The sequence below is a fragment of the Actinomycetospora rhizophila genome, from assembly GCF_042657905.1.
Taxonomy (GTDB): domain Bacteria; phylum Actinomycetota; class Actinomycetes; order Mycobacteriales; family Pseudonocardiaceae; genus Actinomycetospora; species Actinomycetospora rhizophila.
The window spans coordinates 100,006-124,751 of sequence record NZ_JBHSKG010000020.1; the positions used below are offsets into that span (position 1 = coordinate 100,006).

The 24,746-nt window shown below is 75.3% G+C and carries 21 protein-coding genes and 1 tRNA gene; 7 read left to right on the forward strand and 15 right to left on the reverse strand.

What is annotated here, in order from left to right; genetic code table 11:
* Positions 1-81: 81 nt before the first annotated feature.
* A complete protein-coding gene (locus tag ACFPK1_RS27860; protein ID WP_378024207.1) occupies positions 82-1,047 on the forward strand; it encodes a hypothetical protein in 966 nt (321 codons plus the stop codon).
* On the opposite strand, the gene ACFPK1_RS27865 is transcribed toward ACFPK1_RS27860, so the two are convergent.
* From ACFPK1_RS27865 to ACFPK1_RS27875, 3 genes are all read right to left on the reverse strand, one after another.
* Positions 1,042-2,997, reverse strand: coding sequence for a 4-alpha-glucanotransferase (locus ACFPK1_RS27865; protein ID WP_378024208.1), 1,956 nt, complete (start codon positions 2,995-2,997; stop codon positions 1,042-1,044). The two genes, ACFPK1_RS27860 and ACFPK1_RS27865, sit on opposite strands and share 6 nt — an antisense overlap.
* 49 nt (positions 2,998-3,046) lie before the next feature.
* Positions 3,047-3,412, reverse strand: coding sequence for a hypothetical protein (locus ACFPK1_RS27870; protein WP_378024209.1), 366 nt, complete (start codon positions 3,410-3,412; stop codon positions 3,047-3,049).
* A gap of 62 nt (positions 3,413-3,474) precedes the next feature.
* Positions 3,475-5,154 carry a RecQ family ATP-dependent DNA helicase gene (locus tag ACFPK1_RS27875; RefSeq protein WP_378024210.1) on the reverse strand — a complete coding sequence of 560 codons (1,680 nt, stop codon included), beginning with the start codon at positions 5,152-5,154 and terminating at the stop codon, positions 3,475-3,477.
* Positions 5,155-5,227: 73 nt separating this feature from the next.
* Between ACFPK1_RS27875 and ACFPK1_RS27880 the strand changes: the two genes are divergently transcribed.
* A complete protein-coding gene (locus ACFPK1_RS27880) occupies positions 5,228-6,316 on the forward strand; it encodes a DNA topoisomerase IB (RefSeq protein ID WP_378024211.1) in 1,089 nt (362 codons plus the stop codon).
* A gap of 5 nt (positions 6,317-6,321) precedes the next feature.
* Here ACFPK1_RS27880 and ACFPK1_RS27885 read toward each other — a convergent pair whose 3' ends face one another.
* Positions 6,322-7,098, reverse strand: a complete 777-nt coding sequence (locus tag ACFPK1_RS27885; protein WP_378024212.1) for an ATP-binding protein — start codon at positions 7,096-7,098, stop codon at positions 6,322-6,324.
* A 106-nt stretch (positions 7,099-7,204) separates the two neighbouring features.
* Between ACFPK1_RS27885 and ACFPK1_RS27890 the strand changes: the two genes are divergently transcribed.
* Entirely contained in the window at positions 7,205-7,681 is a 477-nt protein-coding gene (locus tag ACFPK1_RS27890) for a bacterial proteasome activator family protein (RefSeq protein ID WP_378024213.1), read from the forward strand.
* A 4-nt stretch (positions 7,682-7,685) separates the two neighbouring features.
* On the opposite strand, the gene ACFPK1_RS27895 is transcribed toward ACFPK1_RS27890, so the two are convergent.
* A complete protein-coding gene (locus tag ACFPK1_RS27895) occupies positions 7,686-7,997 on the reverse strand; it encodes a WhiB family transcriptional regulator (protein ID WP_378024214.1) in 312 nt (103 codons plus the stop codon).
* Positions 7,998-8,301: 304 nt separating this feature from the next.
* On the opposite strand from ACFPK1_RS27895, the gene ACFPK1_RS27900 reads away from it, so the two are divergent.
* From ACFPK1_RS27900 to ACFPK1_RS27910, 3 genes are all read left to right on the forward strand, one after another.
* A complete protein-coding gene (locus tag ACFPK1_RS27900; RefSeq protein ID WP_274192486.1) occupies positions 8,302-8,667 on the forward strand; it encodes an anti-sigma factor antagonist in 366 nt (121 codons plus the stop codon).
* 93 nt (positions 8,668-8,760) lie between these two features.
* The gene (locus tag ACFPK1_RS27905) at positions 8,761-9,216 is read left to right on the forward strand and encodes an ATP-binding protein (RefSeq protein WP_378024215.1); all 456 of its coding nucleotides are present in this window, start codon (positions 8,761-8,763) and stop codon (positions 9,214-9,216) included.
* 140 nt (positions 9,217-9,356) lie between these two features.
* A complete protein-coding gene (locus tag ACFPK1_RS27910; RefSeq protein ID WP_378024234.1) occupies positions 9,357-10,094 on the forward strand; it encodes an RNA polymerase sigma factor SigF in 738 nt (245 codons plus the stop codon).
* Between the two features lie 78 nt (positions 10,095-10,172).
* Here the strand turns inward: ACFPK1_RS27910 and ACFPK1_RS27915 are convergent, their stop codons facing one another.
* The 8 genes from ACFPK1_RS27915 to ACFPK1_RS27950 form a co-directional block, all read right to left on the reverse strand.
* Complete coding sequence (locus ACFPK1_RS27915) at positions 10,173-11,429, reverse strand: cytochrome P450 (protein WP_378024216.1); 1,257 nt, start codon at positions 11,427-11,429, stop codon at positions 10,173-10,175.
* 126 nt (positions 11,430-11,555) lie between these two features.
* The gene (gene selB, locus ACFPK1_RS27920; RefSeq protein ID WP_378024217.1) at positions 11,556-13,346 is read right to left on the reverse strand and encodes a selenocysteine-specific translation elongation factor; all 1,791 of its coding nucleotides are present in this window, start codon (positions 13,344-13,346) and stop codon (positions 11,556-11,558) included.
* A complete protein-coding gene (selA, locus tag ACFPK1_RS27925; RefSeq protein WP_378024218.1) occupies positions 13,343-14,629 on the reverse strand; it encodes an L-seryl-tRNA(Sec) selenium transferase in 1,287 nt (428 codons plus the stop codon). The genes selB and selA overlap by 4 nt, the downstream gene beginning before the upstream one ends.
* A gap of 15 nt (positions 14,630-14,644) precedes the next feature.
* Positions 14,645-15,712: a permease gene (locus ACFPK1_RS27930; protein WP_378024219.1), complete on the reverse strand. Its 1,068-nt coding sequence runs from the start codon at positions 15,710-15,712 to the stop codon at positions 14,645-14,647.
* 41 nt (positions 15,713-15,753) lie between these two features.
* Positions 15,754-16,833: an NrfD/PsrC family molybdoenzyme membrane anchor subunit gene (gene nrfD / locus ACFPK1_RS27935; RefSeq protein ID WP_378024220.1), complete on the reverse strand. Its 1,080-nt coding sequence runs from the start codon at positions 16,831-16,833 to the stop codon at positions 15,754-15,756.
* A complete protein-coding gene (locus ACFPK1_RS27940) occupies positions 16,830-17,867 on the reverse strand; it encodes a 4Fe-4S dicluster domain-containing protein (protein WP_378024221.1) in 1,038 nt (345 codons plus the stop codon). Before ACFPK1_RS27940 ends, nrfD begins: the two co-directional genes overlap by 4 nt.
* A complete protein-coding gene (gene fdh / locus ACFPK1_RS27945; protein WP_465252232.1) occupies positions 17,864-21,097 on the reverse strand; it encodes a formate dehydrogenase in 3,234 nt (1,077 codons plus the stop codon). The genes ACFPK1_RS27940 and fdh overlap by 4 nt, the downstream gene beginning before the upstream one ends.
* Before the next feature lie 51 nt (positions 21,098-21,148).
* Positions 21,149-21,244: transfer RNA gene (locus ACFPK1_RS27950), tRNA-Sec, on the reverse strand.
* Positions 21,245-21,373: 129 nt separating this feature from the next.
* Here ACFPK1_RS27950 and ACFPK1_RS27955 point away from each other — a divergent pair.
* Positions 21,374-22,840: a gluconokinase gene (locus ACFPK1_RS27955; protein ID WP_378024222.1), complete on the forward strand. Its 1,467-nt coding sequence runs from the start codon at positions 21,374-21,376 to the stop codon at positions 22,838-22,840.
* Here ACFPK1_RS27955 and ACFPK1_RS27960 read toward each other — a convergent pair.
* Positions 22,837-24,264 (reverse strand): WS/DGAT/MGAT family O-acyltransferase, encoded by a 1,428-nt coding sequence (locus ACFPK1_RS27960; RefSeq protein ID WP_378024223.1) that lies wholly within the window; start codon positions 24,262-24,264, stop codon positions 22,837-22,839. The two genes, ACFPK1_RS27955 and ACFPK1_RS27960, sit on opposite strands and share 4 nt — an antisense overlap.
* Before the next feature lie 92 nt (positions 24,265-24,356).
* Complete coding sequence (locus ACFPK1_RS27965) at positions 24,357-24,695, reverse strand: ArsR/SmtB family transcription factor (protein ID WP_378024224.1); 339 nt, start codon at positions 24,693-24,695, stop codon at positions 24,357-24,359.
* Positions 24,696-24,746: the final 51 nt, after the last annotated feature.

A 24,746-nucleotide genomic window follows, 5' to 3' on the forward strand; every position in this document is an offset into this window, starting at 1 on the left:
ACTTCGGGGCTATAGCCCCGAAGTTCGCTCACATACCCCGGGCGATGGAGCCGGACGGGGTCGGCCTGCGTCGAACGCCGTATGGACGACTTCGACGATTGGCGGCGGATGCTGGAGGCCCAGCACCGCATCGTGACGCGGGCGCAACTGCTCGCTCGCGGCTTCACCGACGACGGTATCCGCGCCCAGGTCCACGCCCGGCGGTGGCAGCGGGTGCACGAGGGGGTCTACGCGCTCTTCTCCGGACCGTTGCCGGTGGAGGCGCGACGGGTGGCGGCGCTCCTCGCGTGCCGCGGTGGGGCCGTGCTCAGCCACGAGACGGCCGGCGAGCTGCACGGCTTCGTCCCGTCCGACCCGGCGCGCCGGATCCACGTCACCGTCCGGTACGGCTGCTCGGCGGTCCGCCTCGACGGGGTCAAGGTGCACCGATCCCGCGCCTTCGCCCACATCGCGGACCACGGCTCCGAGCCGCCGCGCACGACCCGCGTCCACACCGTGCTCGACCTCGCGCTCGCGGCGCCGGACGCGGAGGAGGCGACGCGGCTGGCGCACCGGTACGCGCTCGGCGCGGGCGTCCACCCGCTCGCTCTCGAGCGTGCGGTGGAGCTCCGTCGTCCGCCACGGCATCGCCGTGCCATCGAGGACGCGGTGGCGCTCCTGCGCGACGGGGTGCTGTCCGAGCTGGAACGCCGCTATCTCGTCGACGTCGAGCAGGCCCACGGACTCCCGGTCGGCCGCAGGCAGGCGCCGGTGCTCGTGGACGGCGTGCGGCGCTACGAGGACATCGCCTACGACCTGCCGGGCGGGCGGGTGATCGCGCGCCTCGACGGGTTCGGCACGCACCGCGACCGGCGCACGGCCCTCGTCGACCGACGGCGCACCGTCGTCGCCGCGGTCGCCGGAGAGGTGTCCGTGCCCTACGGGTGGGAGGAGGTCACGAGGTTCCCGTGCCGCACCACCCGCGAGGTGGAAGCACTGCTCCACGCCCACGGTTGGGCGGACGAGGTGCAGCCGTGCGGCCTCTGTGAGCGAACTTCGGGGCTATAGGCCCGAAGTTCGCTCACGTAGGGCGCGGGCGACGGCGAGGGTGCGGGGGTCGGTGAGGAGGTCGTCGAGGGGCTGGGAGAGCGGGATGCGCCAGTTCGGGTAGGCGTCGACCGTCCCCGGCAGGTTCGGTTGCCGCACGTCTCCCAGGACGTCGGTGAACGCCGCCAGCACGATCCGTGAGCGGGCCGTCGCGAGCAGCCGGTGCATCGCGAGGATCACGTCGTCGGGGTCCGAGGACGCGTCCACCCCGAACCCCTCGCCCGCGAGCAGCTCCAGCAGCTCGGAGCGGTCGCGCGCCGCCGCCGCCCGCGCCTCGTCCACGTCGTCGAGCAGCCCCGCCTCGGCGCGCGCCCGCACGTGCTCGTCGGTGAGGAACCCCGCGGCCGTCGGCAGGTCGTGCGTCGAGATGCTCGCCAGCGTGTCCGGGTGCCACTGCCGCGGCGGCAGCAGCGCCCCGTCGGGTGAGCGCTGGAACCACAGCACCGCGCACCCCAGCATCCCGTGCTCGGCGAGCCCCTCGGTGACCTCCGGCTCGACGGTGCCCAGGTCCTCGCCGACCACGACCGCGCCGGCTCGCGACGCCTCGATCGCCACCACCGCGAGCATCGCCCGCGCGTCGTAGTGCACGTACGCGCCCTCGCGCGCGCCGCGGCCCGGCGGGATCCACCACAGCCGCCAGAGCCCCGCGACGTGGTCGACGCGCAGCCCGTCGGCGTGGCGCAGCACCGCGCGGATCATCGAGCGCAGCGGCGCGTACCCCGAGCGGGCGAGGGCGTCGGGGCGCCACGGCGGCAGCGCCCAGTCCTGGCCCTGCTGGTTGAAGTCGTCGGGCGGCGCGCCGACCGAGACCCCCGGCGCCAGCGCGTCCGCGAGCGTCCACGCGTCCGCCCCGCCCGCCGAGCACCCGACGGCCAGGTCGGCGATCAGCCCGACCGCCATGCCTCCGGTCGCCTCGTGCGCCGCGGCCAGCTGGGCGTCGGCGAGCTGGAGGCACCACGCGTGGAACAGCACGCGGTCCGCCAGCTCGCGGCGCGCGTCGGCCACACCGGAGTCCCCGACGTGCCGCAGCCCGGCCGGCCAGGTGTGCAGGTCGCTGCCGTGCCGCTCGGCCAGCGCGTACCAGGTCGCGACGTCGCGCAGCTCCGGTTCCAGCGCGTCGACGTCGGTGGGCGCCCCGGGGTCGTAGGGCCGCAGCATCTCCAGCGCCGCCCGCTTCGCCGCCCAGACCGCGTCGTGGTCGACGAGCTCGCCCGACGGCGGCCGCAGGGCCTCCACCTCGGAGCGCACGGCCGTCGGGGCAGAGCCATAGGCAGCGGTGTCCGCCACCCGCACGTACAGCGGGTGCAGGAACCGCCGGCTCGACGGCGAGTACGGCGACGACTCGACCTCGGGCGACAGCGCGAGGGCGTGCAGCGGGTTGACCAGCAGCGCGCCCGCGCCCTGCTCGGAGCGGGTGCGCTCCAGCAGCACGGCCAGGTCGCCGTAGTCGCCGCACCCCCACGACTGCTCCGAGCGCACCGCGTAGAGCTGCACCATCCAGCCCCATGTCGGCGGCGGCGCCGGCAGCCGCGACGGTGCGACGATCAGCGTGACGTCCTGCCCGCGGCAGGCCAGTCGGTGGTAGCCGACGGGCAGGTCGGACGGCACCGACGACACCGACAGCTCGCGGCCGTCCTCGAGGACCAGGGAACCGGGCCCGGGCAGGGGTCGCGACGACCCCTCGTCGACCACCACCGTCGCCGGCAGCGCCTCCGGGTCGGCCGAACGGATCGCGTCCAGCGCGGACGCCAGGGCCTCGGGGGTGGTCGCGTCGACGTCGAGGGCCGTCAGGACGTCGAGGACGACGCCGCGGTCGAGCTCGACCTCGCGCTCGTCGGCGTCGCGGTAGCGCACCGCCACGCCGTGGGCTGTGGCGAGCTCGGCGAGCTCGGGCTCGACGGGCTCGGGCACCGGCGTCTCCCAACGATCGATGAAGGGTCAGGGCGGGACGCGCAGGATGTCAGGCCGAGGGCCGACGGCGCGGGGCGGGCGGCGGCTCCTCGGCGCCGGCCGACCGCCGGCGGGCGCGCGCGGCCACGTCGTCGGCGACGGAGCCGGCGGCGGTGCCGGGACGACGGACGCGGGCCAGGGCGGTGACCGCGCTCTCCGCGAGCCCGGCGAGGGCGGCCACGGGCCGCGTGCTCCATCCGCGCGCGAGCAGCGCCGCGGCCAGCTCCCGGGCGGCGCCGGGGTCGCTGCGGGCCCGGCGCACGAGGGCGCGCAGGTCGGCCGGTGGCGGGGGCGGCGCCCCGTCGAGGGCGGCGGGCAGCGTGTCGGGCGCGGCGGCCGGCGGGGCCAGGGGAGAAGTGCTGGGTTCGCGGAGCACGGTCACCTTTCGTGGGAGTCGTCATCGGGATCGGCTCGCCGCCCCCTCACGAAACGTGACGCTCACGCGGGCGCGAGCAGCTGTTTCTCCCGGACCACGGGCAGCGACAGGGTGCGGTAGCCGCCCTCGTCGAACAGGACCACGACCGACTCCTCCGCGACGGTCGTGACCGTGCCCTGGCCCCACTGGCCGTGCCGGACGGCCTCGCCGGGCGTCGGGTCGCCGTGCTGCGCGCCCTCCCGGTTCCCGGGGTCGCCGGGGTGCCCCGCGTCGCAGTGGTCGCAGGAGCCGCACGGCTCGTCGCGCGGCTCCCCGAGCGCCTCGAGCAGCGTCCGGCGCCGGCACCCCGTGGCCTCGGCGTAGCGGCGCACCAGCTCGACCTTGCTCTGCTCGCGCTCCCGGCGGCGCGCGATCAGCGCGGCGCCCCGCTCGGCGAGGTCGCCGACGTCGTCGCACGCGATGACGTCGCCCGGCGCGAGGCGCCGCCCCGGCAGCCGGCTGACCGCGCCCAGCGCGACCAGCGCCGGCACCGCGCGGGCGAGCCCGGCCTTCGACACGCCGGCCGGCTCGGCGAGCTCGTCCTGCGCGACGCCGTCGGGGTGGCGGCACACCGCGGTGAGCACCGTGGTCAGCGCGCCCCGGCCCGGGTCCCGCCCGGAGGCGAACAGCCGGGGGCGCGCGAGGTCCTGCGGCCGGTGGAACAGCACGGCCCGTGCGGGCTGCCCGTCGCGCCCGGCCCGGCCGATCTCCTGGTGGTAGGCGTCGATCGAGGTCGGGGTGTCCCCGTGCACCACCCAGCGGACGTCGGGCTTGTCGATGCCCATGCCGAACGCGCTGGTCGCGACGACGACGGGCACCTCGCCGCCCATGAACGCGTCCTGCACGCGGGCGCGCTCCCCGGCCTTCATCCCGCCGTCGTAGGCCTCGGCGGCGACGCCGGCCTCGCGCAGCCGGTCGCGGACGAGCGTGGTGTGCGCGCGGGTCGTCACGTAGACGATGCCGGCGCCCTCGAGTCCGGCCACCTCGTCCACCACCCGCTCCCACTTCGCCTCCTCGTCGTGCACGAGGTGGGCGGTGAGGTGGATGTGCGGGCGGTCCGGGTCGCGCACCACCACGCACGCGTCGGGCACCCCGAGCAGCTCGAGGATCTCCGCGCGGGCCGGGACCGACGCGGTGGCGGTGAGCGCCAGCACGCGCGGGCGGCCCAGGCGGCGGCGCGCGACGGCGAGGCCCAGGTAGTCGGGGCGGAAGTCCGGGCCCCAGTCGCAGACGCAGTGCGCCTCGTCCACCGCGAGCAGGGTCGGCGACCCCGCGGCGAGGGCGTCCAGCACGTCCTCGCGGGCCAGCTGCTCGGGCGAGGTCACCAGCACCTCGATCTCGCCGGCGGAGAAGCGCCGCAGCACCCCGTCCCGGGAGACCGTCGAGTTCAGCACCTCGGCGCGGACGCCGGCGTCGACGAGGTGGGCGACCTGGTCGCGGTGCAGCGACAGGGTCGGGGACACCACGACCGTCGGGCCGCCCAGCACCATCCCCGTGACGGCGTACACCGCGGTCTTGCCCGCGGCCGGCGGCAGCACGGCGAGGCAGTCGTCCACGAGCGCGCCGAGCACCGCCTCGCGCTGCCCGTCGCCCAGGTCCGCGCCCTCGCCGAGGACGCGGGTGACGGCCGCCCCGACGGCGTCCAGGGTCGGACGGGAGACGGGGCCACAGGGACCGAGGAGATCCGCAGAGGAGTCGGGCACCGGCCGGTGGTAGCCGAAGCACCCCCACCACAAACGGCGTTCGCAGGGACGGGGAGGGGGGTAAGCCCGGCCGGTGGATCTGGTGCACGTGGAGCCGTACGGACCCGGGATCGGCCGGCGTCGTCGCGGCAAGGGGTGGAGCTACTTCGACCGCGAGACCGGCGCGACGGTGACCGACCTCGCGCACATCGAGCGCATCCGCAAGATCGTCGTGCCGCCCGCGTGGGAGGACGTCTGGATCTGCGCGGACCCGGCCGGGCACATCCAGGCCGTGGGCACCGACGCGGCCGGACGCCGCCAGTACCGCTACCACGAGGCGTGGACGCGGCAGCGCGACCAGGAGAAGTTCCACCGCGTCACGCGGCTCGGCCACGTCATCGGCGACGCCCGCACCGAGATCGCGGCGCGGCTCGCCCGGGGCCGCGGACTCGGGCGCGACCGGGTCCTGGCCGGCGCGGTATGGATGCTCGACCTCGGGGTGTTCCGCGTCGGCGGCGAGGAGTACGCCAGCGACGACTCGCCCGGCGACGCGTCGTTCGGCCTCGCCACCCTGCGCCGCGAGCACGCGATCGCGCGCCGCGACGGCGGGGTCGAGTTCCGCTACACCGCGAAGTCCGGCGTCCCGCGCCGCGTCACGCTCCACGACGAGCACGTCCACGCCCTGGTCACCTCGCTCAAGCGCCGCCGCGGCGGCGGCGAGGACCTGCTGGCCTTCCGCCGCGGCGGGCGCGGCGGCGACCGCGGGCCCTGGCACGACGTCACCGCGCAGGACGTCAACGACGCCGTGCGCGAGTACATCGGCGACGAGTTCACCGCGAAGGACCTGCGGACGTGGAACGCCGGCGTGCAGGCCGCGGTCGCCCTCGCCGGCGAGTGCGACGACACCGGGATCCCGCCGCGCGCGCAGCGCAAGCAGCGCAGCGCCGTCACCCGCACGATGAAGGCGGTCTCCGAGCAGCTCGGCAACACCCCGGCGGTGTGCAAGCGCTCCTACGTCGACCCGGTGCTGGTCACCCACTTCGAGAACGGCCGCACGATCGCCGACGCGGTGCGGGAGGCGAGCGGCCGGGAGGACCAGGCGATGCGCCTGCACATCGAGCGCGCGGTCCTGGCGCTACTCGACCAGCGTGACCCGGCGCTCCCGGGCGAGGCCGCGGCGTAGGACGGTCAGACCGTCGCCATCTCCGCCCAGACGGTCTTGCCGTCGCGGTGGGCCTCGACGCCCCACGTCGTGGCGACGGCGGCCACCATCGCCAGGCCCCGCCCGCGCGGCGACGTCGGCTCGGGCAGGCGGACCTCGGGCAGCGGCGCGGAGTCGAAGTCGCGCACGGTGAGCCGCAGCGCGTGCGCGGTGCGCTCGACCTCGACCACCGATGCGCTCGCCGCGTGCTCGACGGCGTTGGTGACGAGCTCGGTGACGACGATCTCGGCGGCCTCGCGTGCGTCCTCGTCCACCGCCCAGCTGTGGCAGACGCGCCGGACGTGCTGGCGGGCGTCGCCGGGGGCCCGCGGGTCGACACCGAAGTGCCACCACCCGCGGACCAGGTCCGGCCGGTCGTCGAGATGGGCGAGGGCGGTGGCCACGTCGGGGTGCACGGGGACGCGCTCGGCGACGCGGGAGCTCACGAGCAGCGCCGCCGTCGTCATGTCGGGCGCGGCGACGGCCAGGCGCACGTCGGGCCACTCACCGGCGCGCGCGGCGGCCTCGGTGAACGCGTGGACGGCGCCGGAGTGCGTCAGCTCGATCCGGGAGACGTCGGCGACCACCGCCCCGTACCGGTGCAGGAGAGCGCCGAGGCGGTCGACGAGGGGATGCGCGGTGGTCTCGGACAGGGGCCCGGAGAGCCCGACCACCACCGGGGGGCCGGTCCCCCGATCCTGCGGTCCCGCGCCGGTCCCGCCGTCCCCCGTGTTCTCGAGGGGCAGCTCGATCCTTGTGTCCACGACTCACCTCGGGCCCCTGGTACCCCCGCCCCCCAGGGGCCATGCACCCGACCGCACGCGCGTCGCCGGACGAGCCGGGCGGTCGCCGGGACGCCATGATGGGCGCATGAGCGATCAGGACGAACGGCCCTCGTCCGCACTGGCCGCGGCGGCGGCGTCGGGTGCCGGGGAGGGCGCGGGGACCGGCGACCTGGTGGCCTCACCGGGCGCGGTCATGCGGGTGGCCGGGATGATCGGCAAGCTCGTCGAGGAGGTCCGGGCGGCGCCGCTGGACGAGGCCGGGCGCTCACGGCTCGCGGACATCCACGAGCGCTCGATCCGGGAGCTGGAGCAGGGGCTCGCGCCGGAACTGCGCGACGAGCTGCGGCGCATCACGCTGCCGTTCTCGTCGGAGGCGACGCCGTCGCAGGCCGAGCTGCGGATCGCCCAGGCCCAGCTGCTGGGGTGGCTCGAGGGGCTCTTCCACGGCATCCAGAGCGCCGTGCTCGCGCAGCAGATGGCCGCCCGGGGGCAGCTCGAGCAGATGCGTCAGGGGAGGGGCCGTCCCGCGCCGAGCGGGGACGGCGGCGGCCAATACCTGTGAGGTGTCAGCGGGCCTCGTAGACGACGGTGCCGGTCTCGCGGCCGGTGGTGCGCAGCGCGACGCGGCGCTCGTCCTCGGTGAGGCCGCCCCAGACGCCGTAGGGCTCGCGGGTCGCCAGGGCGTGGCGGCGGCACGGCTCGATGACGGGGCAGGCGGCGCACACCTTCTTGGCCTCGGCCGCGCGGTGCTCGCGGCGGGGGCCGCGCTCGCCGTCCGGGTGGAAGAAGAAGCTCGAGTCCATCCCGCGGCACGATCCGTGGAGCTGCCAGTCCCACTCGTCGATGATGGGGCCGGGCAGGAGTCGGATGTCGGCCATGGCGGTCCTCCCAGTCGGTGCATCCGGCCGGGGGGGGGATTGCTTTCCCCGGAAATCGGAGTGACGACGGCGGTATCCCCGGCCTCCCGAGACCGCAAACACCCCTGATCGGCCCAGTGCGCCGCTCGATCGTGGGTGCCCGGCCGCGGTCGGCGGGTGTGATGCGTCGCCCGTGCCGTGAACGGGTGCCCACGGGGGGTGACGAGTAGGCTCATCGGCACGGCAAGTACGTTGCCGGGGGATCGACGAGGAGTGCTCGGACGCACCGGGCGCACCCGACATGACCGGAGGGGGACCAGACGCCGTGGCCACCGATGACGACCTCACCGCTGAGGACCCGCTCGGCGTCGATGTGCAGCGGTCGAACGGCGCGTCGGTGATCCGGCTGGCCGGCGAGATCGACATGCTGACGACGCCGGCGCTGCGCGCGAAGGTGAACGAAGAGCTCCAGGGCAAGCCCACGGTGCTCGTGCTCGACATGCTCTCGGTCGAGTTCCTCGGGTCGAGCGGCCTCGCGCTGCTCGTCGAGGCCCTCGACGAGAGCCGCAACCGCGACGTGGCGCTGCGCCTCGTGGCGAACTCGCGGCCGGTGAGCCGGCCGCTGCAGGCCACCGGCCTGACCGACCTGTTCGCGCTCTACCCGTCGGTCGAGGCCGCACTGGCCGGATGACCGACGCGGGGCCCTGCCGTCCGCGTGGCCTGCGCCGATACGGTGGCACCGCCACCGTCCTCCTCACCTGCCGCGAAACGGAGATCAGCAGCCGTGCAGACGCCGGAACCGCAGCAGCGTGATCGCTCGTCCACCGCCACCGATCCGGGTGACGGCTCGGGCGGCCTCGCCGAGACCCCGACGCCCGTCGAGGTCCGGGTGCACGCCGACCCCGCGCTGATCCCGTCGGTGCGCGCCGTGGCGGCCGATCTCGCCGCGCGTGCCGACTTCGACCTCGACGCCGTGTCCGACCTGCGGATGGCGGTCGACGAGGCCTGCTCGGCCCTGGTGCCGCTCGCCCGCGAGGGCGGTCAGCTGCGCTGCGGGTTCGCCATGGCCGAGGGCCGCATCGACGTCATCTGCCGGGTGCCGGTGACGGGCGAGGCCGCCCTGCGCCAGGACACCTTCGGGTGGCGGGTCCTGACCACGCTCACCGACGACGCGCAGGTGCTCGACGCCGACCCGGACTGGCTCGGCATCCACCTGCGCAAGCAACGGCTCAACCCGTGACGGAGCCGGCGCGCGCGCTGTCGGACGCCGCCGAGGACTCGCAGGACACGCCACCGCAGACCACGTCGGACACGGCGCAGGAGTCGACGCGGGGCTCGAAAGGGTCCCGCAACGAGGACTCGTACGACCACCTCGTCCCGATGCTCACCGAGCACGCGGGGCTGGCGGCCGACGACCCGCGCCGCGAGGTCCTGCGCGACCGCCTCGTCGAGGGCTACCTGCCCCTGGCCCGGCACATCGCGCGCCGCTTCTCCCAGCGCGGCGAACCGCAGGAGGACCTCGAGCAGGTCGCGACCGTCGGCCTCATCCACGCCGTCGACCGGTTCTCCCCGGAGCGCGGCTCGGACTTCCTCTCGTACGCGGTGCCGACCATCACCGGCGAGGTCCGGCGCTACTTCCGCGACAAGGCGTGGTCGACGCGCGTGCCGCGCCGGCTCAAGGACCTGCGCCTGGCCATCGGCTCGGCGATGCCCCACCTCTCGCAGGAGCTGAACCGCGCGCCCACCGCCGGCGAGCTCGCCGAGCACCTCCAGCGCAGCCGCGAGGAGGTGCTGGAGGCCCTCGAGGCCGCCAACGCGTACCGGTCCAGCTCGCTCGACGACATGCTCGTCGACGACCCGTCGAGCGGGCGCCTCGCCGACGTCCTGGGCTCCGCCGACGCCGAGCTCGAGCAGGTCGAGCACCGCGAGACCGTCCAGCCCGCGCTGCGCAAGCTCCCCGAGCGCGAGCGCACGATCGTCATGCTGCGCTTCTTCGGCGGCATGACGCAGACCCAGATCGCGGAACGCGTGGGCGTGTCGCAGATGCACGTCTCGCGCCTGCTCACCCGCACCCTCGCGACCCTGCGCGCCGACCTCTCCGACCCCCCGACGCCCTAGCCGGCTGACGCACGGGGTGGGTCAGCGTGGCGGCCACGCTGGCGTTCAACGTGCGGAAAGCCCCCACGATCACTCGGCTCACACGGCGACGGGCAGGCGCTGGTAGCTGCGCAGCAGCAGCGAGCGCCGGCGCACCGCCCCCGCCTCCCGGTGCAGCGTCGGCATCCGCTCGGCGAGCACCGCCAGCGCGACCCGCGCCTCGAGCCGGGCCAGCGGCGCGCCCACGCAGTAGTGGATGCCGCCCGAGAACGCGAGGTGCTCGCCGCGCGTCGGGCGGTCGAGGTCGAACACGTCGGGGTCGGTGTGCACCGCGGGGTCCCGGCCGGCCGCGCCCAGCATGGCCATGACGACGGTGTCCGGCGCGACGTCGCGCTCGCCGAGGCGCACGGTCTCGTGGGGCGTCCGCGCGGTGAACTGGATCGGCGCGTCGAAGCGCAGGCTCTCCTCGACGGCGTCGGCGCTGCGCCCGGGCTCGGCGACGAGCTGCGCCCAGGGCTCACGGGCGTCGGTCATCGCCGCGACGGCGTTCGACAGCAGGGTGCTCGTCGTCTCGAACCCCGCGAGCAGCAGCAGCGCCGCGAGGCTGATCGTCTCCTCGACGTCGGCGTCCTGCGCGGCGAGGTGGCTGATCAGGTCGTCGGCGGGGTCGTGGCGCCGTTTCTCGAGCAGGTCGCCCAGCAGCCCGCGCAGCTCGACGATCGCGGCGTCGAGCCGGTGCAGCGCGCGCAGCGACCGCACGCCGCCGAGCCCGGCCCCGACGGCGCGACCCCACCGCGCGAACGACCCCGCGTCCCCGTCCGGCACGCCCAGCAGCTCGGCGATCACCGCGACGGGCAGCGGCGTGGCGACGTCGGCGACCAGGTCGAACTGCCCGCGCCGCGACGCGTCGTCGACCAGCCGCTCGATCAGCCCGGTGACCAGCGGCTCGTAGGCGTTGACGCGCGCCGGGGTGAACCAGCCGCCGACGAGGCGCCGCAGCCGCGTGTGCTCGGGCGGGTCCATCCCGAGGAACGACAGGTCGACGGGCTCGAGCAGCGGGTCGCGCCGGCCCTCGACGGCGCCGCCGAGCGAGCCGCCGCTGCGTGGCCGGACCATGAAGCGGCGGTCGCGGACCAGGTCGCGGCACAGCGCGTGGGTGGCGACGACGAGGACGCCGGTGCGGCTCGCGTACGGCTGCGCGGCCTCGCGGAGCCGGCGCTGGATGCCGGTGGGGTCGTCGATCCAGGGCCGGTAGAGCAGGCGCAGCACCGGGTCGCCGGCAAGCGCCATCGCCAGGCCGCCGGCGCGCACGACGGCCAGCCGCGCGCCGAGCGTGATGTCGCGACGGAGGTCCACGCCACGATCCTGGCGCGGACCGGGCCGGCGAGGAAGCCGCCGCGAGCCCGGTGATCGTGGCGGCTTTCCTGACGTCCAACGCCAGCGTGGCCGCCACGCTGAGACACCCCGTGCCTCAGCAACCGGCTACCGGAGCGCGTGCCGGCCCTCGTCGTCGCGGCGGGTGCGGCCCTGGCGCGCGAGGTACTCGAGCAGCGGGACGGCGACGCGGCGCGTGGTGCCCAGCGCCTGGCGCGCCTCGGACAGCGTGAACGGCGAGGGCAGGTCGGCCAGCCGGCCCACGGCGACGTCCGCCGCGTCCGGCGCGAGGTAGATCCCGTCGCCGACCTTGAGCAGCGCCCCCGCCTTGACCGCCGCGCCGAGCTCGCGGGTGCGCAGGCCCAGCTCGGCGAGCCGGTGCGCCTCGGGGGCCGCGAACGGCGCGTCCTCGAGGTCCGCGCGCACCGCCGCCACCGCCTTGCGCACGCCGTCGGGCAGGCCCCCCGCGTCGCGGGCCCGCACCCGGCCCCCGGCGGCCACCACCGACGACGCCCCGGGCTCGGCGAGCACGAGGTCGAGCAGCCGGGGGTCGGGCAGGTCGAGGGCCTGCGCGGCGGCCTTCGCGGGCAGGCCGGCGTCGAGCGGCTGCTCCTCGGTGTGCCGCGCCACGGCCTCGACCAACCGCGGGGCCAGCGACGACAGCCACGCGGGGTCCACCAACCACCCCGCCGCCGAGGGCACGTCGTCGGGCACCGAGGCCCCGAGCGCCACCAGGTCGTCGCGGCGCATCAGCCGCCGGCGCGCCAGCTCCCCGTGCGCGTCCGGCACGCCCTCGGTGGTCGCCAGCTCGCCGGCGCGGACCCGGGCCGCCCCGCGCCGGCGCAGCGACGGCGGGCGCACGTCGAGCACCGTCACCCCGCCCAGCACGCGGTGCGCGCCGGGGTCGCGCAGCAGCGCGTGGTCGCCGGGACGCAGCGGCAGCGGCTCGTGCAGGGTCAGCCGCACGAGCCGCGTGGCGCCCGGCTCGGACGGCAGCGGGCGCACGCGCGCCGCCACCGCCGCCGACCCCACGTGCAGCATGACCTGCTGCGGGAGGTCCGCGGCCACGTCCGAGCCCCGCGGCGGCCCCACCCGCACGTCGATGACGTCCCCGCGCAGCCACTTCCCGGGCGTCGTCAGCGCGTCGCCGCGCCCGATCTCGTCGAGCCCGACCCCCCGCAGGTTCAGCGCCACCCGGGCCACCGCGCACACCGGGTCGACGCTCTCGCCCAGCGCCTGCAGACCCCGCACGGTGACCGTGCGCGCGCCCAGCGCCAGCTCGTCGCCCACCCGGATCGTGCCCGCCCCCAGCGTCCCGGTGACCACGGTGCCCGCACCGCGCACGGTGAACGCGCGGTCGACCCAGAGCCGCACGTCCGCGTCGAGGTCCGGCGCCGGCAGGCCCGCGACGAGCGCGGACAGCGCCGAGCGCAGCTCCGGCAACCCGGAGCCCGTCGCCCCCGACACGCACACCGCCGGCAGCCGCCCCAGCGACGACTCGCCCAGGTGCTCCAGCGCCTCGTCCCGCGCGAGCTCGGGGTCGGCGAGGTCGCTGCGGGTGACGACGAGCAGCCCGTCGCGCACCCCGAGCGCGTCGAGGGCGTCGAGGTGCTCGGTCGACTGCGGCATCCACCCCGAGTCGGCGGCGACGACGAACATCGTCGCCGGCACCGGGCCCACGCCGGCGAGCATCTGCGTCACGAAGCGTTCATGGCCGGGGACGTCGACGAACGCCACGGGCTCCGGCAACCCGGGCAGCGTCGTCCACGCGAAGCCGAGGTCGATCGTCATGCCGCGCCGGCGCTCCTCGGCCCAGCGGTCGGGCTCCATCCCCGTCAGCGCGCGCACCAGCGTCGACTTGCCGTGGTCGACGTGCCCGGCGGTGGCGACCACCCTCACGCCAGCACCGCCCGCACCGCCGCCACCACCCGCTCGTCGGCCTCCGGCGGCACCGAGCGCAGGTCGAGCACGCAGCGGCCCTGCTCGACGCGCGCGACGACGGGGTCGGCGCCGCCCCGCAGGCGAGACGCGAGGTCGACAGGCAGTGCCACCCCCGCGCTCGGCAGCTCCACCCCGGGCGCGCCGCCCCCGCCGACCTGCGCGACGCACTCGATCGCCTCCGCCGGCGCGCCGATGCGCTCGGCGACGGACGCCGCCCGGGACCGGAGCCGATCGATCGCCATCGACAGCATCGCCCGCACCGGCGGCTCCGGCCCGCGCAGCGTCGCCTCCAGTGCGGCCAGCGTCAGCTTGTCGACGCGCAGCGCCCGCGCCAGGGAGTGGCGGCGCAGCCGGTGCACGAGGTCGGCGTCGCCGAGCAGCAGCCCGGCCTGCGGGCCCCCGAGCAGCTTGTCGCCCGATGCCGTCACCAGGTCCGCCCCGGCGCGCAGCTCGGTCGCCGCGTCGGGCTCGTCGGGCAGCAGCGGGTGCGGCGCGAGCAGCCCGGACCCGATGTCGCTCACCACCGGCACGCCGAGGCCCGCCAACGACCCCGCCGGCACGGAGGACGTGAACCCCGTGACCACGAAGTTCGACGGGTGGACCTTGAGGATCATCCCCGTGTCCGGGCCGACGGCGTCCGCGTAGTCGGCGCGGTGCACGCGGTTGGTCGTGCCGACCTCGCGCAGCCGCGCGCCGGTCGACTCGAGCAGGTCGGGCAGCCGGAACCCGTCGCCGATCTCGACCATCTCGCCGCGCGCGATGACGATCTCCCGCCCCGCGGCGAGCGCCGTCGCCGCGAGGATCAGCGCCGCCGCTCCGTTGTTGGTGACGTGCACCCCGCCCGCGTCGGGCACCGCGGCCGCCAGCGCGGACAGCGCTCCGGCGCCGCGGCGACCCCGCCCGCCGGTGGCCAGGTCCAGCTCGACGTCGGTCGTCCCCGCGGCGGACACGAGCGCGTCCTGCGCGGCCGCGGACAGCGGCGCCCGCCCGAGGTTGGTGTGCAGCAGCACCCCGGTGGCGTTGACGACCGGCCGCATGCTGGCCGCGGTCGGGGGGAGCGCGGCGACGGCCTCGTCGGCCACCGCCTCCGGCGCGATCTCCCCGGCCCGCGCCCGCTCCTGCGCGGCCACGACGATCTCCTTGACGCGCGCGCGCCCCAGCGTCGCCAGCGCCGGCTCGAGGCGCGCGTCGGCGAGCACCGTGTCCGTGCGCGGCACCCGCCGGCGGTGATCGTCGTTCACGGGCTCATTGTGCGCTCACAGCCCGACGGCCAGCGCCCCCACCGACGTCAGCAGCCCGACGCCGACCACCACGGCGGTCACCGCCACGAGCAGCCGCCGCGGGAACGCGTTCCGCACCATGAGCAGCGACGGCAGGCTCAGCGCGGGCAGCGTGATCAGCAGCGCCGCCGCGAGCGGACCGGGCACCCCGACCGCCAGCAGGGCGGCGACCACGGCCACCTCGGCGCCGGTCGGGATCGGCAGCAGGGTGCCGGCGACGGCGAGCAGGACGACGCCGCCGATGGCGAGCGCGATCCCGGTGCCCGAGAGCCAGGACGCCCCGACCGGGAACAGCACCCCCCGGAACGCGCCGAGGGCGACGACGAGCAGCAGGTACTCGGGCAGCAGCCGGATCGTCAGCCCGCCGAGCGCGGCGAGGAACCGCACGAGCAGCGGCCGCTCGTCCACCGGCTCGTCGGGCACCACGTCCGAGGAGTCCACCTCCGGCGTCCGCGCCGCCCACCGCCGGCCCAGCGCCACCGCCGCCACGACGACCGCGACGCCGGCCAGCGCGCGCAGCACCGTCCACGGCCAGGGCAGCACGAACGCACAGAAGACGAGGACGACGGGGTTGAGCGCGGGGTTGCCGAGCCAGTAGGCCAGCGTCGCGGTGAGGTCCGCGGCGCGCCGGCGCAGCCCGACCGCGAGCGGGGCCGCGCAGCACGAGCACATCAGGGACGGCAGGGCCAGCGCGCTGCCCCGGACGCCCCCGCGCAGGCCCGAGCCGAACAGGCGGGCGACCCACGTCCGCGGCAGCGCCACCTGCACCGCCGCGGCCAGCACGAGACCGACCACCAGCGCCGGCCAGATGGCGAGGAAGTAGGTGCCGGCGAACCGGAGCCCGGCGGTCAGCGACACCCCGGACTCCCCGCCGGCGAGGATCGACGGGCCGAGCGAGTGCGAGCCCGCCACCGACGGCACCTTCACCCAGTACGGCGCCCACTTCGCCCACAGCAGCCCGCCCAGCACGAGCACGGCGAACCCCAGCACCACCGCCCACGGCGGCGGCCCGGTCCGCGTCGACCCCACCGACGTGTCCGTCACGCCGCGTGATGCTGCCATCACGCGGTCGGGGTCGCAGGGCGTCAGGCGAAGGCGCGGTCCGAGGGGGTCGTCTCGCCGCTCGGGGTGTTCGTCGTCTCCTGGCGCTGCCGCAGCCGCTCGCGCTGCGGCACGACGATGTGGGCGGGGTCGTTGGCCGACGCGATGCCCGCGTCGAACACCCCGAAGCGGGTCAGCGCCGAGCCGGCCATCAGCGCCAGCCCCGACAGGGCCGCCGACCAGCGGCGACGCCGTCCGACGAGCGCGCCCAGCGCGCCGGCGGCGAGGCACGCCTTCGACGCCCGCATGAGGACCTGGGCGCGGCCCTTCTCGTAGACGTCGGAGAGCATGCCGAGGTCGCGCTGCATCTTCTCGTCGATGGCGAGCTCGACCGCCGCGCCCGCGACCGCGAGCCGGGCGGCCGGCTCGTTGTCGCGCACCGAGGCGAACACCAGCCCGGCCCCGCCGCCGGCGGCGGCGGCGCTCGCGCCGAAGAGGATCGGCATGTGGCGGTGGGCCTCGTGCCAGACCGGCACCGCGGTGTTGGAGAACAGCACCGCCGTGTAGGTCGCGAGCGCCGGGCCGACCACGGCCGCGGCGACGCCGGTGACGTCCCCGGTGCGCGCGATCCAGCCCCCGTCGCTGCGCTCGCCCCGCCACCAGCCGGTCACCTCCGTCGCGGCGGTGGCCGCCGCGAACGTCGCGAACGGCGAGAGGATCCAGGTGCCGACCGAGAGCGGCGAGGTCGGCTTGAGCACCCGCAGCATGTGCAGGAACCGCGCCGGCCGGTGCAGGTCGTGGACGAGGAAGACGGTGCCGCCCACGGCGCCGCCGGCCGCGGCGAGCCGCCCGGCCCGGCGCAGCGTCGGGCGGTCGGTGGCGCGGGCCATCGCCGCGAGCACCGACGACGACCCGGCCAGCCCACCGAGGAACAGGTACAGCGGGACGTCCGGGTTCTTCCAGACCGGCGCCTTGATGATCGGGCGCCCGTAGTACGAGCGGAACTCGGCCTCGGGGACCTGCAGCTGCTCGCCCTTCGAGCCCTTCCGCCCGTTCCGGGGCTTGACCTGGTCATGGTCGATCCGCGAGCGCTCGGGCATCTCGGTGTTGGTGTCGTGCGTCATCGCCGACCCCCCTTCCAGAACGCCGCCACCACGGCGGCGCCGAGGCCCACCGCGGTCAGCGCGGCGTTGCGCCACATCTCGGGCAGGTCGCGGGTGGTGACGATCGGGTCCGGCGGCAGCCCGTAGACCTCCGGCTCGTCGAGCAGCAGGAAGAACGCCCCGTCGCCGCCGACGCCGTCGTCGGGGTCGCGCCCGTAGAGCCGCGCCTCCTCGACGCCGCGCCTGTGCAGCTCGGCGAGCCGGGCGTCGGCCGCGGCCTGCAGCTCGTCGAGGTCGCCGAACTGGATGGAGTTCGTGGGGCACGCCTTGGCGCACGCCGGCTCGAGGCCCTCGCCGAGGCGGTCGTAGCACAGCGTGCACTTGTGGGCGCCGCCGTCGGACCCGCGCACGTCGATGACGCCGTAGGGACACGACGGCACGCAGTAGCCGCAGCCGTTGCAGATGTCGTCCTGCACGACGACCGTGCCGAACTCGGTGCGGAACAGCGCGCCGGTCGGGCAGTTGTCGAGGCACCCGGCGTGCGTGCAGTGCTTGCAGACGTCCGAGGCCATCAGCCAGCGGACGTCGCGCTCGTCGTCCGGGGTCTGCTGGCCGTGTGCGCCGCCGTCGGGCAGCAGCGCCAGCAGGTCGACGGTGCCGCCGCCCGGGGGAGGCGCGGCGTCCCGCGTGGGGGCGCCGCCCGACACCGCGGGCAGCCCGCTCGGCATGTGCCCCGTCGTGGCCGTCCCGTGCGGCCGGACGTCCTCGATGAATGCGACGTGCCGCCACGTCGAGGCGCCCAGGTCACCGGTGTTGTCGTACGACATCCCGGTGAGGCGGTAGAGGTCGGAGGCGTCGGTGCCGTCGTCGGGCACCAGGTTCCACTCCTTGCACGCCACCTCGCAGGCCTTGCAGCCGATGCAGACCGAGGTGTCGGTGAAGAAGCCGACGCGTTTGGGGTGCTCGCTCGACCACCCGGCGTCCGTCGTCGGATCCGGCAACAGTCCCGAGAGAGACGGCGTCTCTCCCGAGAAGGCCTCGAACACGTTCGTCACGTGATGCCTCCCGGCTCCACCCCGGCCTTGCGTCGGTACGACTCGACGAACTCCAGCAGCGCCGGGCCTCGGGGACGCCGACCGGGCTGGATGTCGCAGGTCGCGACCTTCGACTCCTGGATGTGCACGTTGGGGTCCATCACGACGCCCAGCAGGTCGTTCGCCGGATCGCCGCGGGACAGGCCGTTGGACCCCCAGTGGTAGGGCAGCCCGATCTGGTGGACCACGTTATCCCCGATCCGCAGGGGCTTCATGCGCTCGGTCACCACCACCCGCGCCTCGATCGCCGTGCGCGCCGAGATCAGCGTCGCCCAGCCGAGGTGCTCGAGGCCCCGCTCCGCGGCGAGCGCGGGGGAGACCTCGCAGAAGAACTCCGGCTGGAGCTCCGCGAGGTAGGGCAGGAACCGGCTCATGCCACCGGCCGTGTGGTGCTCGGTGAGCCGGTAGGTCAGGAACACGTAGGGATAGGTGTCCGACATCGACGGGTTGAGCCGGTTCCAGGCGCGGACGATGTCCTCGCGCGCCGGGTTGTCCTGCTCCGCGTGCAGCATGTTCGCCACCGGCGACTCGACCGGCTCGTAGTGCGTGGGCATCGGCCCGTCGGCCAGGCCGGTCGGCGCGTAGAGCCACGCCTTCCCGTCGGCCTGCATGATGAACGCGTCGGTGCCGCTCAGCGCGTCCTCGGCGGTCGCGTCCTCCGGTGGGCGGTAGGACGGCGGCTTGGTGGCCTCGAAGTCGGGGATGTCGTGGCCGGTCCACGAACCCGCCTCCTCGTCCCACCACACGTAGGCCTTGCGCTCGCTCCACGGCCGGCCGTCGGCGTCGGCCGACGCGCGGTTGTAGAGCGTGCGGCGGTTGGCCGGCCACGCCCAGCCCCACTCGGACGCGACCCAGTCCTGTTCGGACCCCGGCTTGCGGCGGTCGGCCTGGTTGACGCCGTCCTTGAAGACCCCGGTGTAGATCCAGCAGCCGCCGCTGGTCGAGCCGTCGGCCTTCATCTGCGTGTAGCTCGACAGGTGGTTGCCGTCGGCGTCGAAGCCGTTGATCTCGGCGAGGACCGACTCCGGGTCCGGCTCGGAGTGCACGCCGAACGTCGGGTAGTCCCACGTGAGGTCGAGCAGCGGGCGGTCGCGCTCGTCGTCCGAGCCCGCGAGCTTCTCCCGGATCTTGCGGCCCAGGTGGTAGTAGAAGTGCAGCTCCGAGCGCGCGTCGCCCGGCGGGTGCACCGCCTCGCGGCGCCACTGCAGCAGCCGTTGGGTGTTGGTGAACGTGCCCGACTTCTCCGTGTGGTTGGCGCACGGGAGGTAGAAGACCTCGGTGCCGATGTCCTCGGTGCGCAGCTCCCCGGTCTCGATCTCGGGCCCGTCCCGCCAGAACGTCGCCGTCTCGATCATCTGCATGTCGCGGACGACGAGCCACTCGAGGTTCGCCAGCCCGAGGCGCTGCATCTTGCCGTTGGCGTGCCCGATCGCCGGGTTCTCGCCGACGACGAAGTAGCCGAAGGTCTTCTTGTCGATCTGGTCGCGCACGATCCCGTACGTGCCGTGGTCGCCGGTCAGCCGCGGCAGGTAGTCGAACGCGAAGTCGTTCTCGGCCGTGGCCGCGTCGCCCCACCACGCCTTGAGCAGGCTGACGAGGTAGGCGTCCATGTGTCCCCAGAACCCCGTCTTGGCCGCGTCGGCGTCGAGGAAGCTCTGCAGATCCTCGTGCAGGTGCGCGTTGGGCATCGGGATGTAGCCCGGCAGCAGGTCGTAGAGCGTCGGCACGTCCGTCGAGCCCTGGATGCTGGCGTGCCCGCGCAGCGCCAGGATGCCGCCGCCGGGACGCCCCATGTTGCCCAGCAGCGTCTGGAGGATCGCCGCGGCGCGGATGTACTGGACGCCGACGCTGTGGTGGGTCCAGCCCACCGAGTACACCCAGGCCGTGGTCCGCTCGCGGCCGGAGTTCCTGGTGATCGCCTCGGCGACCGCCAGGAACTGGTCGACCCGCATGCCGCAGACCGCGGCCACGGCCTCGGGCGTGTAGCGCGAGTAGTGCCGCTTGAGCACCTGGTAGACGCACCGCGGGTGCTGGAGCGTCTCGTCGCGCTCGGGGTCGGCGGGCGCGTACGACGCGTCCCCGGCGCCGCCCGCGGTGTCCGACGTGAACCGCGCGCGCTCCTCACGGAGCTCGGACTCCCAGTGGTCGCGCTGCCCCGCCGCCGGCGCCGCGTAGGCGCCGTCCATCTGCCAGGAGATCGGGTCGTAGCGCCCGGTCTCGTGGTTGTAGCCGGAGAAGACGCCGGCGAGGTCCTCGGTGTCGAGGAAGTCCTCACCGACCAGCGACGCGGCGTTGGTGAACGTCGTGACGTACTCGCGGAAGTCGAGCTCGTTCTCGAGCACGTGGTGGATGAGCCCGCCGAGGAACGCGATGTCCGCGCCCGCCCGCAGCGGCACGTGCAGGTCGGCCACCGCGCTCGTGCGCGTGAAGCGGGGGTCGACGTGGATGATCGTCGCCCCGCGGGCCTTCGCCTCCATGACCCACTGGAAGCCCACCGGGTGGGCCTCGGCCATGTTGGAGCCCTCGATGACGATGCAGTCGGCGAACTGCAGGTCCTGCTGGAAGTTCGAGGCGCCGCCACGGCCGAACGTGGTCCCCAGACCGGGGACGGTGGCGCTGTGTCAAATGCGCGCCTGGTTCTCCACCTGGATCGCGCCGAGCGCCATGAACAGCTTCTTGATGAGGTAGTTCTCCTCGTTGTCCAGCGTCGCGCCGCCGAGACTGGAGAACCCGAGGGTGCGGCGCAGCACCCGGCCCTCGTCGTCGGTGTCCTGCCAGCCGCGCCGCCGGGCGTCGATCACCCGGTCGGCGATCATGTCGACGGCCGTGTCGAGGTCGAGGTCCTCCCACTCGGTGCCGTACGGGCGCCGGTAGCGCACGTTCGTCACCCGCGTCGGCGAGGTGACCAACGACGTCGACGCCGAGCCCTTGGGGCACAGCCGCCCGCGCGAGACGGGGGAGTCGGGGTCGCCCTCGACCTGGGTGACGCGCCCGTCGCGCACGTAGATGTTCTGCCCGCAGCCGACCGCGCAGTACGGGCAGACGGACTTGACGACCTCGTCGGCGTCCCGGGTGCGCGGCTCGATGGCCTTGGTGCGCGGGGACTGCACGGCGGCGCCGCGCCCGAGGGGGTCGGGACCGGTGGCCTGCCGGAACATCGGCCACTCGCCGAGCCAGGTACGGGCACCCACGTGACGCTTCCCCCTGGGGTCGAGGAGATGTGGTGGTGATGCGGTGTCGATTGGCGGAGGCGGACGGGAATCGAACCCGCCTGGCCGAGATGCTCGACCACTACGGTGTTGAAGACCGCGGGGGCCACCAGGCACCCTGACGCCTCCGCGGACGAGCCTAGGTCGGGCGTCCGGGCTGCGCAGAACGGGGCCGACGAGGTTCGAGGAGTCCCCCGAGCGGGGAACCACGCCGGTCGTGAGGACCGCTTCCGACACGCTGCTCGCGGGTCAGGTCCCGTGACGCCCGACCTCGTCGTCGGCGTCGACATCGGCACCACGGCCACCAAGGCCGTCGCCTTCACCGTGGACGGTGACGATCAGGGGCACGGCGAGGCGCCCCACCACCTCGACGAGCCCGAGCCGGGCGCCGCCGTCCAGGACCCCGAGGCGCTGTACGAGGCGGTCGGCGACGCCGTGCGCGACGCCGTCGCCGACCTCGACCCCGCCCGGGTGGCGGCGCTGTCGTTCAGCTCCGCCATGCACGGGCTGCTCGCCCTCGACGCCGGCGGCGACCCGATCGGCCCGCTCCTGACCTGGGCGGACAGCCGCGCGAGCGACGCCGCCCGCGACCTGTGCGCCCGCGACGACGCCCTCGCCCTGCACCGGCGCACCGGCACCCCGGTGCACCCCATGAGCCCGCTGGTGAAGCTCGCCTGGCTGCGCCGCGCGCGCCCCAGCCTGCACGCCGCCGCCCACACGTGGGGCGGCATCAAGGAGTTCGTGCTGGCGCGCGCCACCGGCGCCCGCGTCGCCGACACCTCGTGCGCCTCGGGCAGCGGGATGCTCGACGTCGCCACCGGCACCTGGGACCCCGAGGCCCTCGCGATCGCCGGCATCACCGCCGACGCCCTCGGGACGCCCGTCGCCCCCACCGCCGTGGTCGGGCGGCTGCGCGAGGCCGGCTGGGGCCTGCCCACCGGCGTTCCCGTCGTCGCCGGCGGCGGGGACGGGCCGCTCGCGAACCTCGGCGTCGGCGCCGTGCGCCCCGGCGTCGCCGCCTGCTCGATCGGCACCAGCGGGGCCCTGCGCGTCACCGTCGAGCGGCCCGCCGTCGACCCCCGGGGCCGCGTGTTCTGCTACGGCCTCGCCGACGAGCGCTGGGTCGTCGGCGGGGCGATCACCAACGGCGGCCTCGTCCTCGACTGGGCGCACGAGACGCTCGCACGCGAGGTGGACGAGCTCCTCGCCGCCGCGCAGGCCGTGCCCGCGGGCGCCGACGGGCTGCTCGCCCTGCCCCATCTCCTGCCCGAGCGGGCCCCGCACTGGGACCTCGGCGGCGCGGGCGCCCTGCTCGGGCTGCACCGCCGCCACACCGCCGGGCACGTCACGCGCGCCCTGCTCGAGGGCGTCTGCCTGCAGCTGCGCCTCGTGCTCGACGCCCTGCGCGAGGCCGACCTGGCCGTGCACGAGGTGCGCGCCACCGGCGGCTTCGCCCGCAGCGCGCTGTGGCGCGGGATGCTCACCGACGCCCTCGACCTGCCCGTCGGCTTCCCGACCGTCGACCAGGGCTCGGCGTTCGGGGCCGCGCTGCTCGGGATGCAGGGCGTCGGGCTGCTGCCGCCGGGGCCCGACGCGCTGGTCGCCGCCGCCGAGCGGATCCCCCTCGGCGAGACCCGGCACCCGGGTCCCGACGCCGCCACCTACACCGCGCGCCTGCCGCTGTTCGAGCGGGCGCACGACCTCACGAGAGCGCTGGCTCCCTAGGCGTCCGAGTCGGCGGCGTCCGCCACCGCCTCCAGCTCCACCAGCGCGTCCTCGAGGTACCCGAGCAGGTGCTGCAGGTGCGGCACCGCGCGACGGTCGCCGGTCACGCCGATCTCCATGCTGTCCGCGTAGGACATGACGGTGATGTTGAGGGCCTGCCCGTCGAGCGGCACCGAGATCGGGTAGATGCCGTCGAGCTTCGCGCCCTCCCAGTACAGCGGGTCCTTGGGCCCGGGCACGTTCGAGATGATCAGGTTGAAGCCCTGGTTGATCGCCGACGTGCCGGGCACCAGGCCCATGCCGATCGGCGCGGCGACCACGGCGGAGAGCGCGGCGATCGTCATCGGGTCGCGGCCCTGGAGGTTCTCCTTGGCCGCGAGGCCGGACTGGCGGATCCTCTTCAGCCGCGCGGCGGGGTCGGGCTCGTTCGTCGCGAGGTTCACCAGGATCGCGCCGAGCGCGTTGCCGGACCCGGAGTCCTCGAGCGCGACGGGCAGCGCGGCCACGAGCGGCTTGTCGGGCAGCCCGTCGTGGTCGGAGAGGTAGCGGCGCAGCGCCCCCGCGCTCATCGCCAGCATGACGTCGTTGACCGTGGTGCCGGTGCGCTCACGGACCCGCTGGATGCGCTTGAGCGGCCACGACTGCGCGGCGAAGCGCCGGGCACCGGTGATCGGGACGTTGAGCATGGTCGGCGGCGCCTCGAACGGCAGCGCCAGGTCGTGCTGCACCAGGCCGCGGTAGGCCGACGACACGAGAGCCGGCCCGACGTTCAGCGACTGCCCGACGCCCTCGACGAGCGTGCCCGCGGTGCGCAGCGCGCCGCCGACGTACTCGCGCGCGGCGCCCAGCGTCCCGGTCGGTGCGGGCGCCTTCTCGCCGACGGGCCGGCTGCTGCGCCCGGGGCGCGGGTCGACCGCCCAGAACGGCGCCATGTCGCGACGCTCGGGGTCGGTGCTCAGCGCCTTCTCGAGGTGCCGCATCGCGCGGACCCCGTCCATCATCGCGTGGTGGATCTTGCTGTAGACCGCGAAGCGGTCGCCCTCCACGCCCTCGATGAGGTGGAACTCCCACAGCGGACGGTGCCGGTCGAGCAGGCTGCCGTGCAGTCGCGAGACGAGCTCGAGCAGCTCGCGGATCCGCCCCGGACGGGGGAGCGCGGAGAGCCGGACGTGGTACTCGATGTCGACGTCGTCGTCGGTCGTCCAGGCCCACTGGCCGAGGGTGGAGACGCCGCGCGTCGCGCGCCGGCGGAACAGCGGCGCGATGTCGACGTCGCCGGAGACGAGCTTGCGGTGCAGGTCGGCCAGGTAGTCGGGCCCCGCGCCCTCGGGCCGGTCGAAGAGCATCAACGACCCGACGTGCGTCGGCCGCTCGCGCGACTCCGCGAGCAGGAACATCGCGTCCCGGAACGACATCGTCGCCAACTCGGTCCCTCCCGACCCCTGGCACACCCCGCCGGGCGCGTCCGCCGCCAGTGTGACCTACTCGTGAGTCAATGTCGCGCGGGTCCCACGCGTCACGGCCCGGCGTCTCGCCGGGCGCGCTGACCCCGCGCGATCTCGGTGCCGAGGGCGTCGAGACGCTGTTCCCAGAACCGCCGGAACGGCGCGAGCCACCCGTCCACCTCGCGCAGCCCGCCGGCGTCGACCGAGTACAGCCGCCGGGTGCCCTCCGCGCGCACCGACGCCAGCCCGTTCTCGCGCAGGACGCGCAGGTGCTGCGACACCCCGGGCTGCGAGATCCCGAACTCCTCGCGGATGTGCTCGACGACGGCGCCCGACGAGAGCTCACCGTCGGCCAGGAGCTCGAGGATCCGCCGGCGCACCGGGTCGCCGAGCACGTCCATCGCGTGCACGGCGTCGAGGATATCAGCGACGGCTGATAGAGGGCCTACGCGAAGCGGCGC

Excerpts from the sequence above, each read along its gene's own strand:
- ACFPK1_RS27860 (WP_378024207.1), top strand. The coding sequence starts at position 82 with ATGGACGACTTCGACGATTGGCGGCGGATGCTGGAGGCCCAGCACCGC.
- ACFPK1_RS27890 (WP_378024213.1), top strand. The coding sequence starts at position 7,205 with ATGAGCGATCAGGACGAACGGCCCTCGTCCGCACTGGCCGCGGCGGCG.
- ACFPK1_RS27895 (WP_378024214.1), bottom strand. The coding sequence starts at position 7,997 with ATGGCCGACATCCGACTCCTGCCCGGCCCCATCATCGACGAGTGGGAC.
- ACFPK1_RS27910 (WP_378024234.1), top strand. The coding sequence starts at position 9,357 with ATGCTCACCGAGCACGCGGGGCTGGCGGCCGACGACCCGCGCCGCGAG.
- nrfD (WP_378024220.1), bottom strand. The coding sequence starts at position 16,833 with ATGACGCACGACACCAACACCGAGATGCCCGAGCGCTCGCGGATCGAC.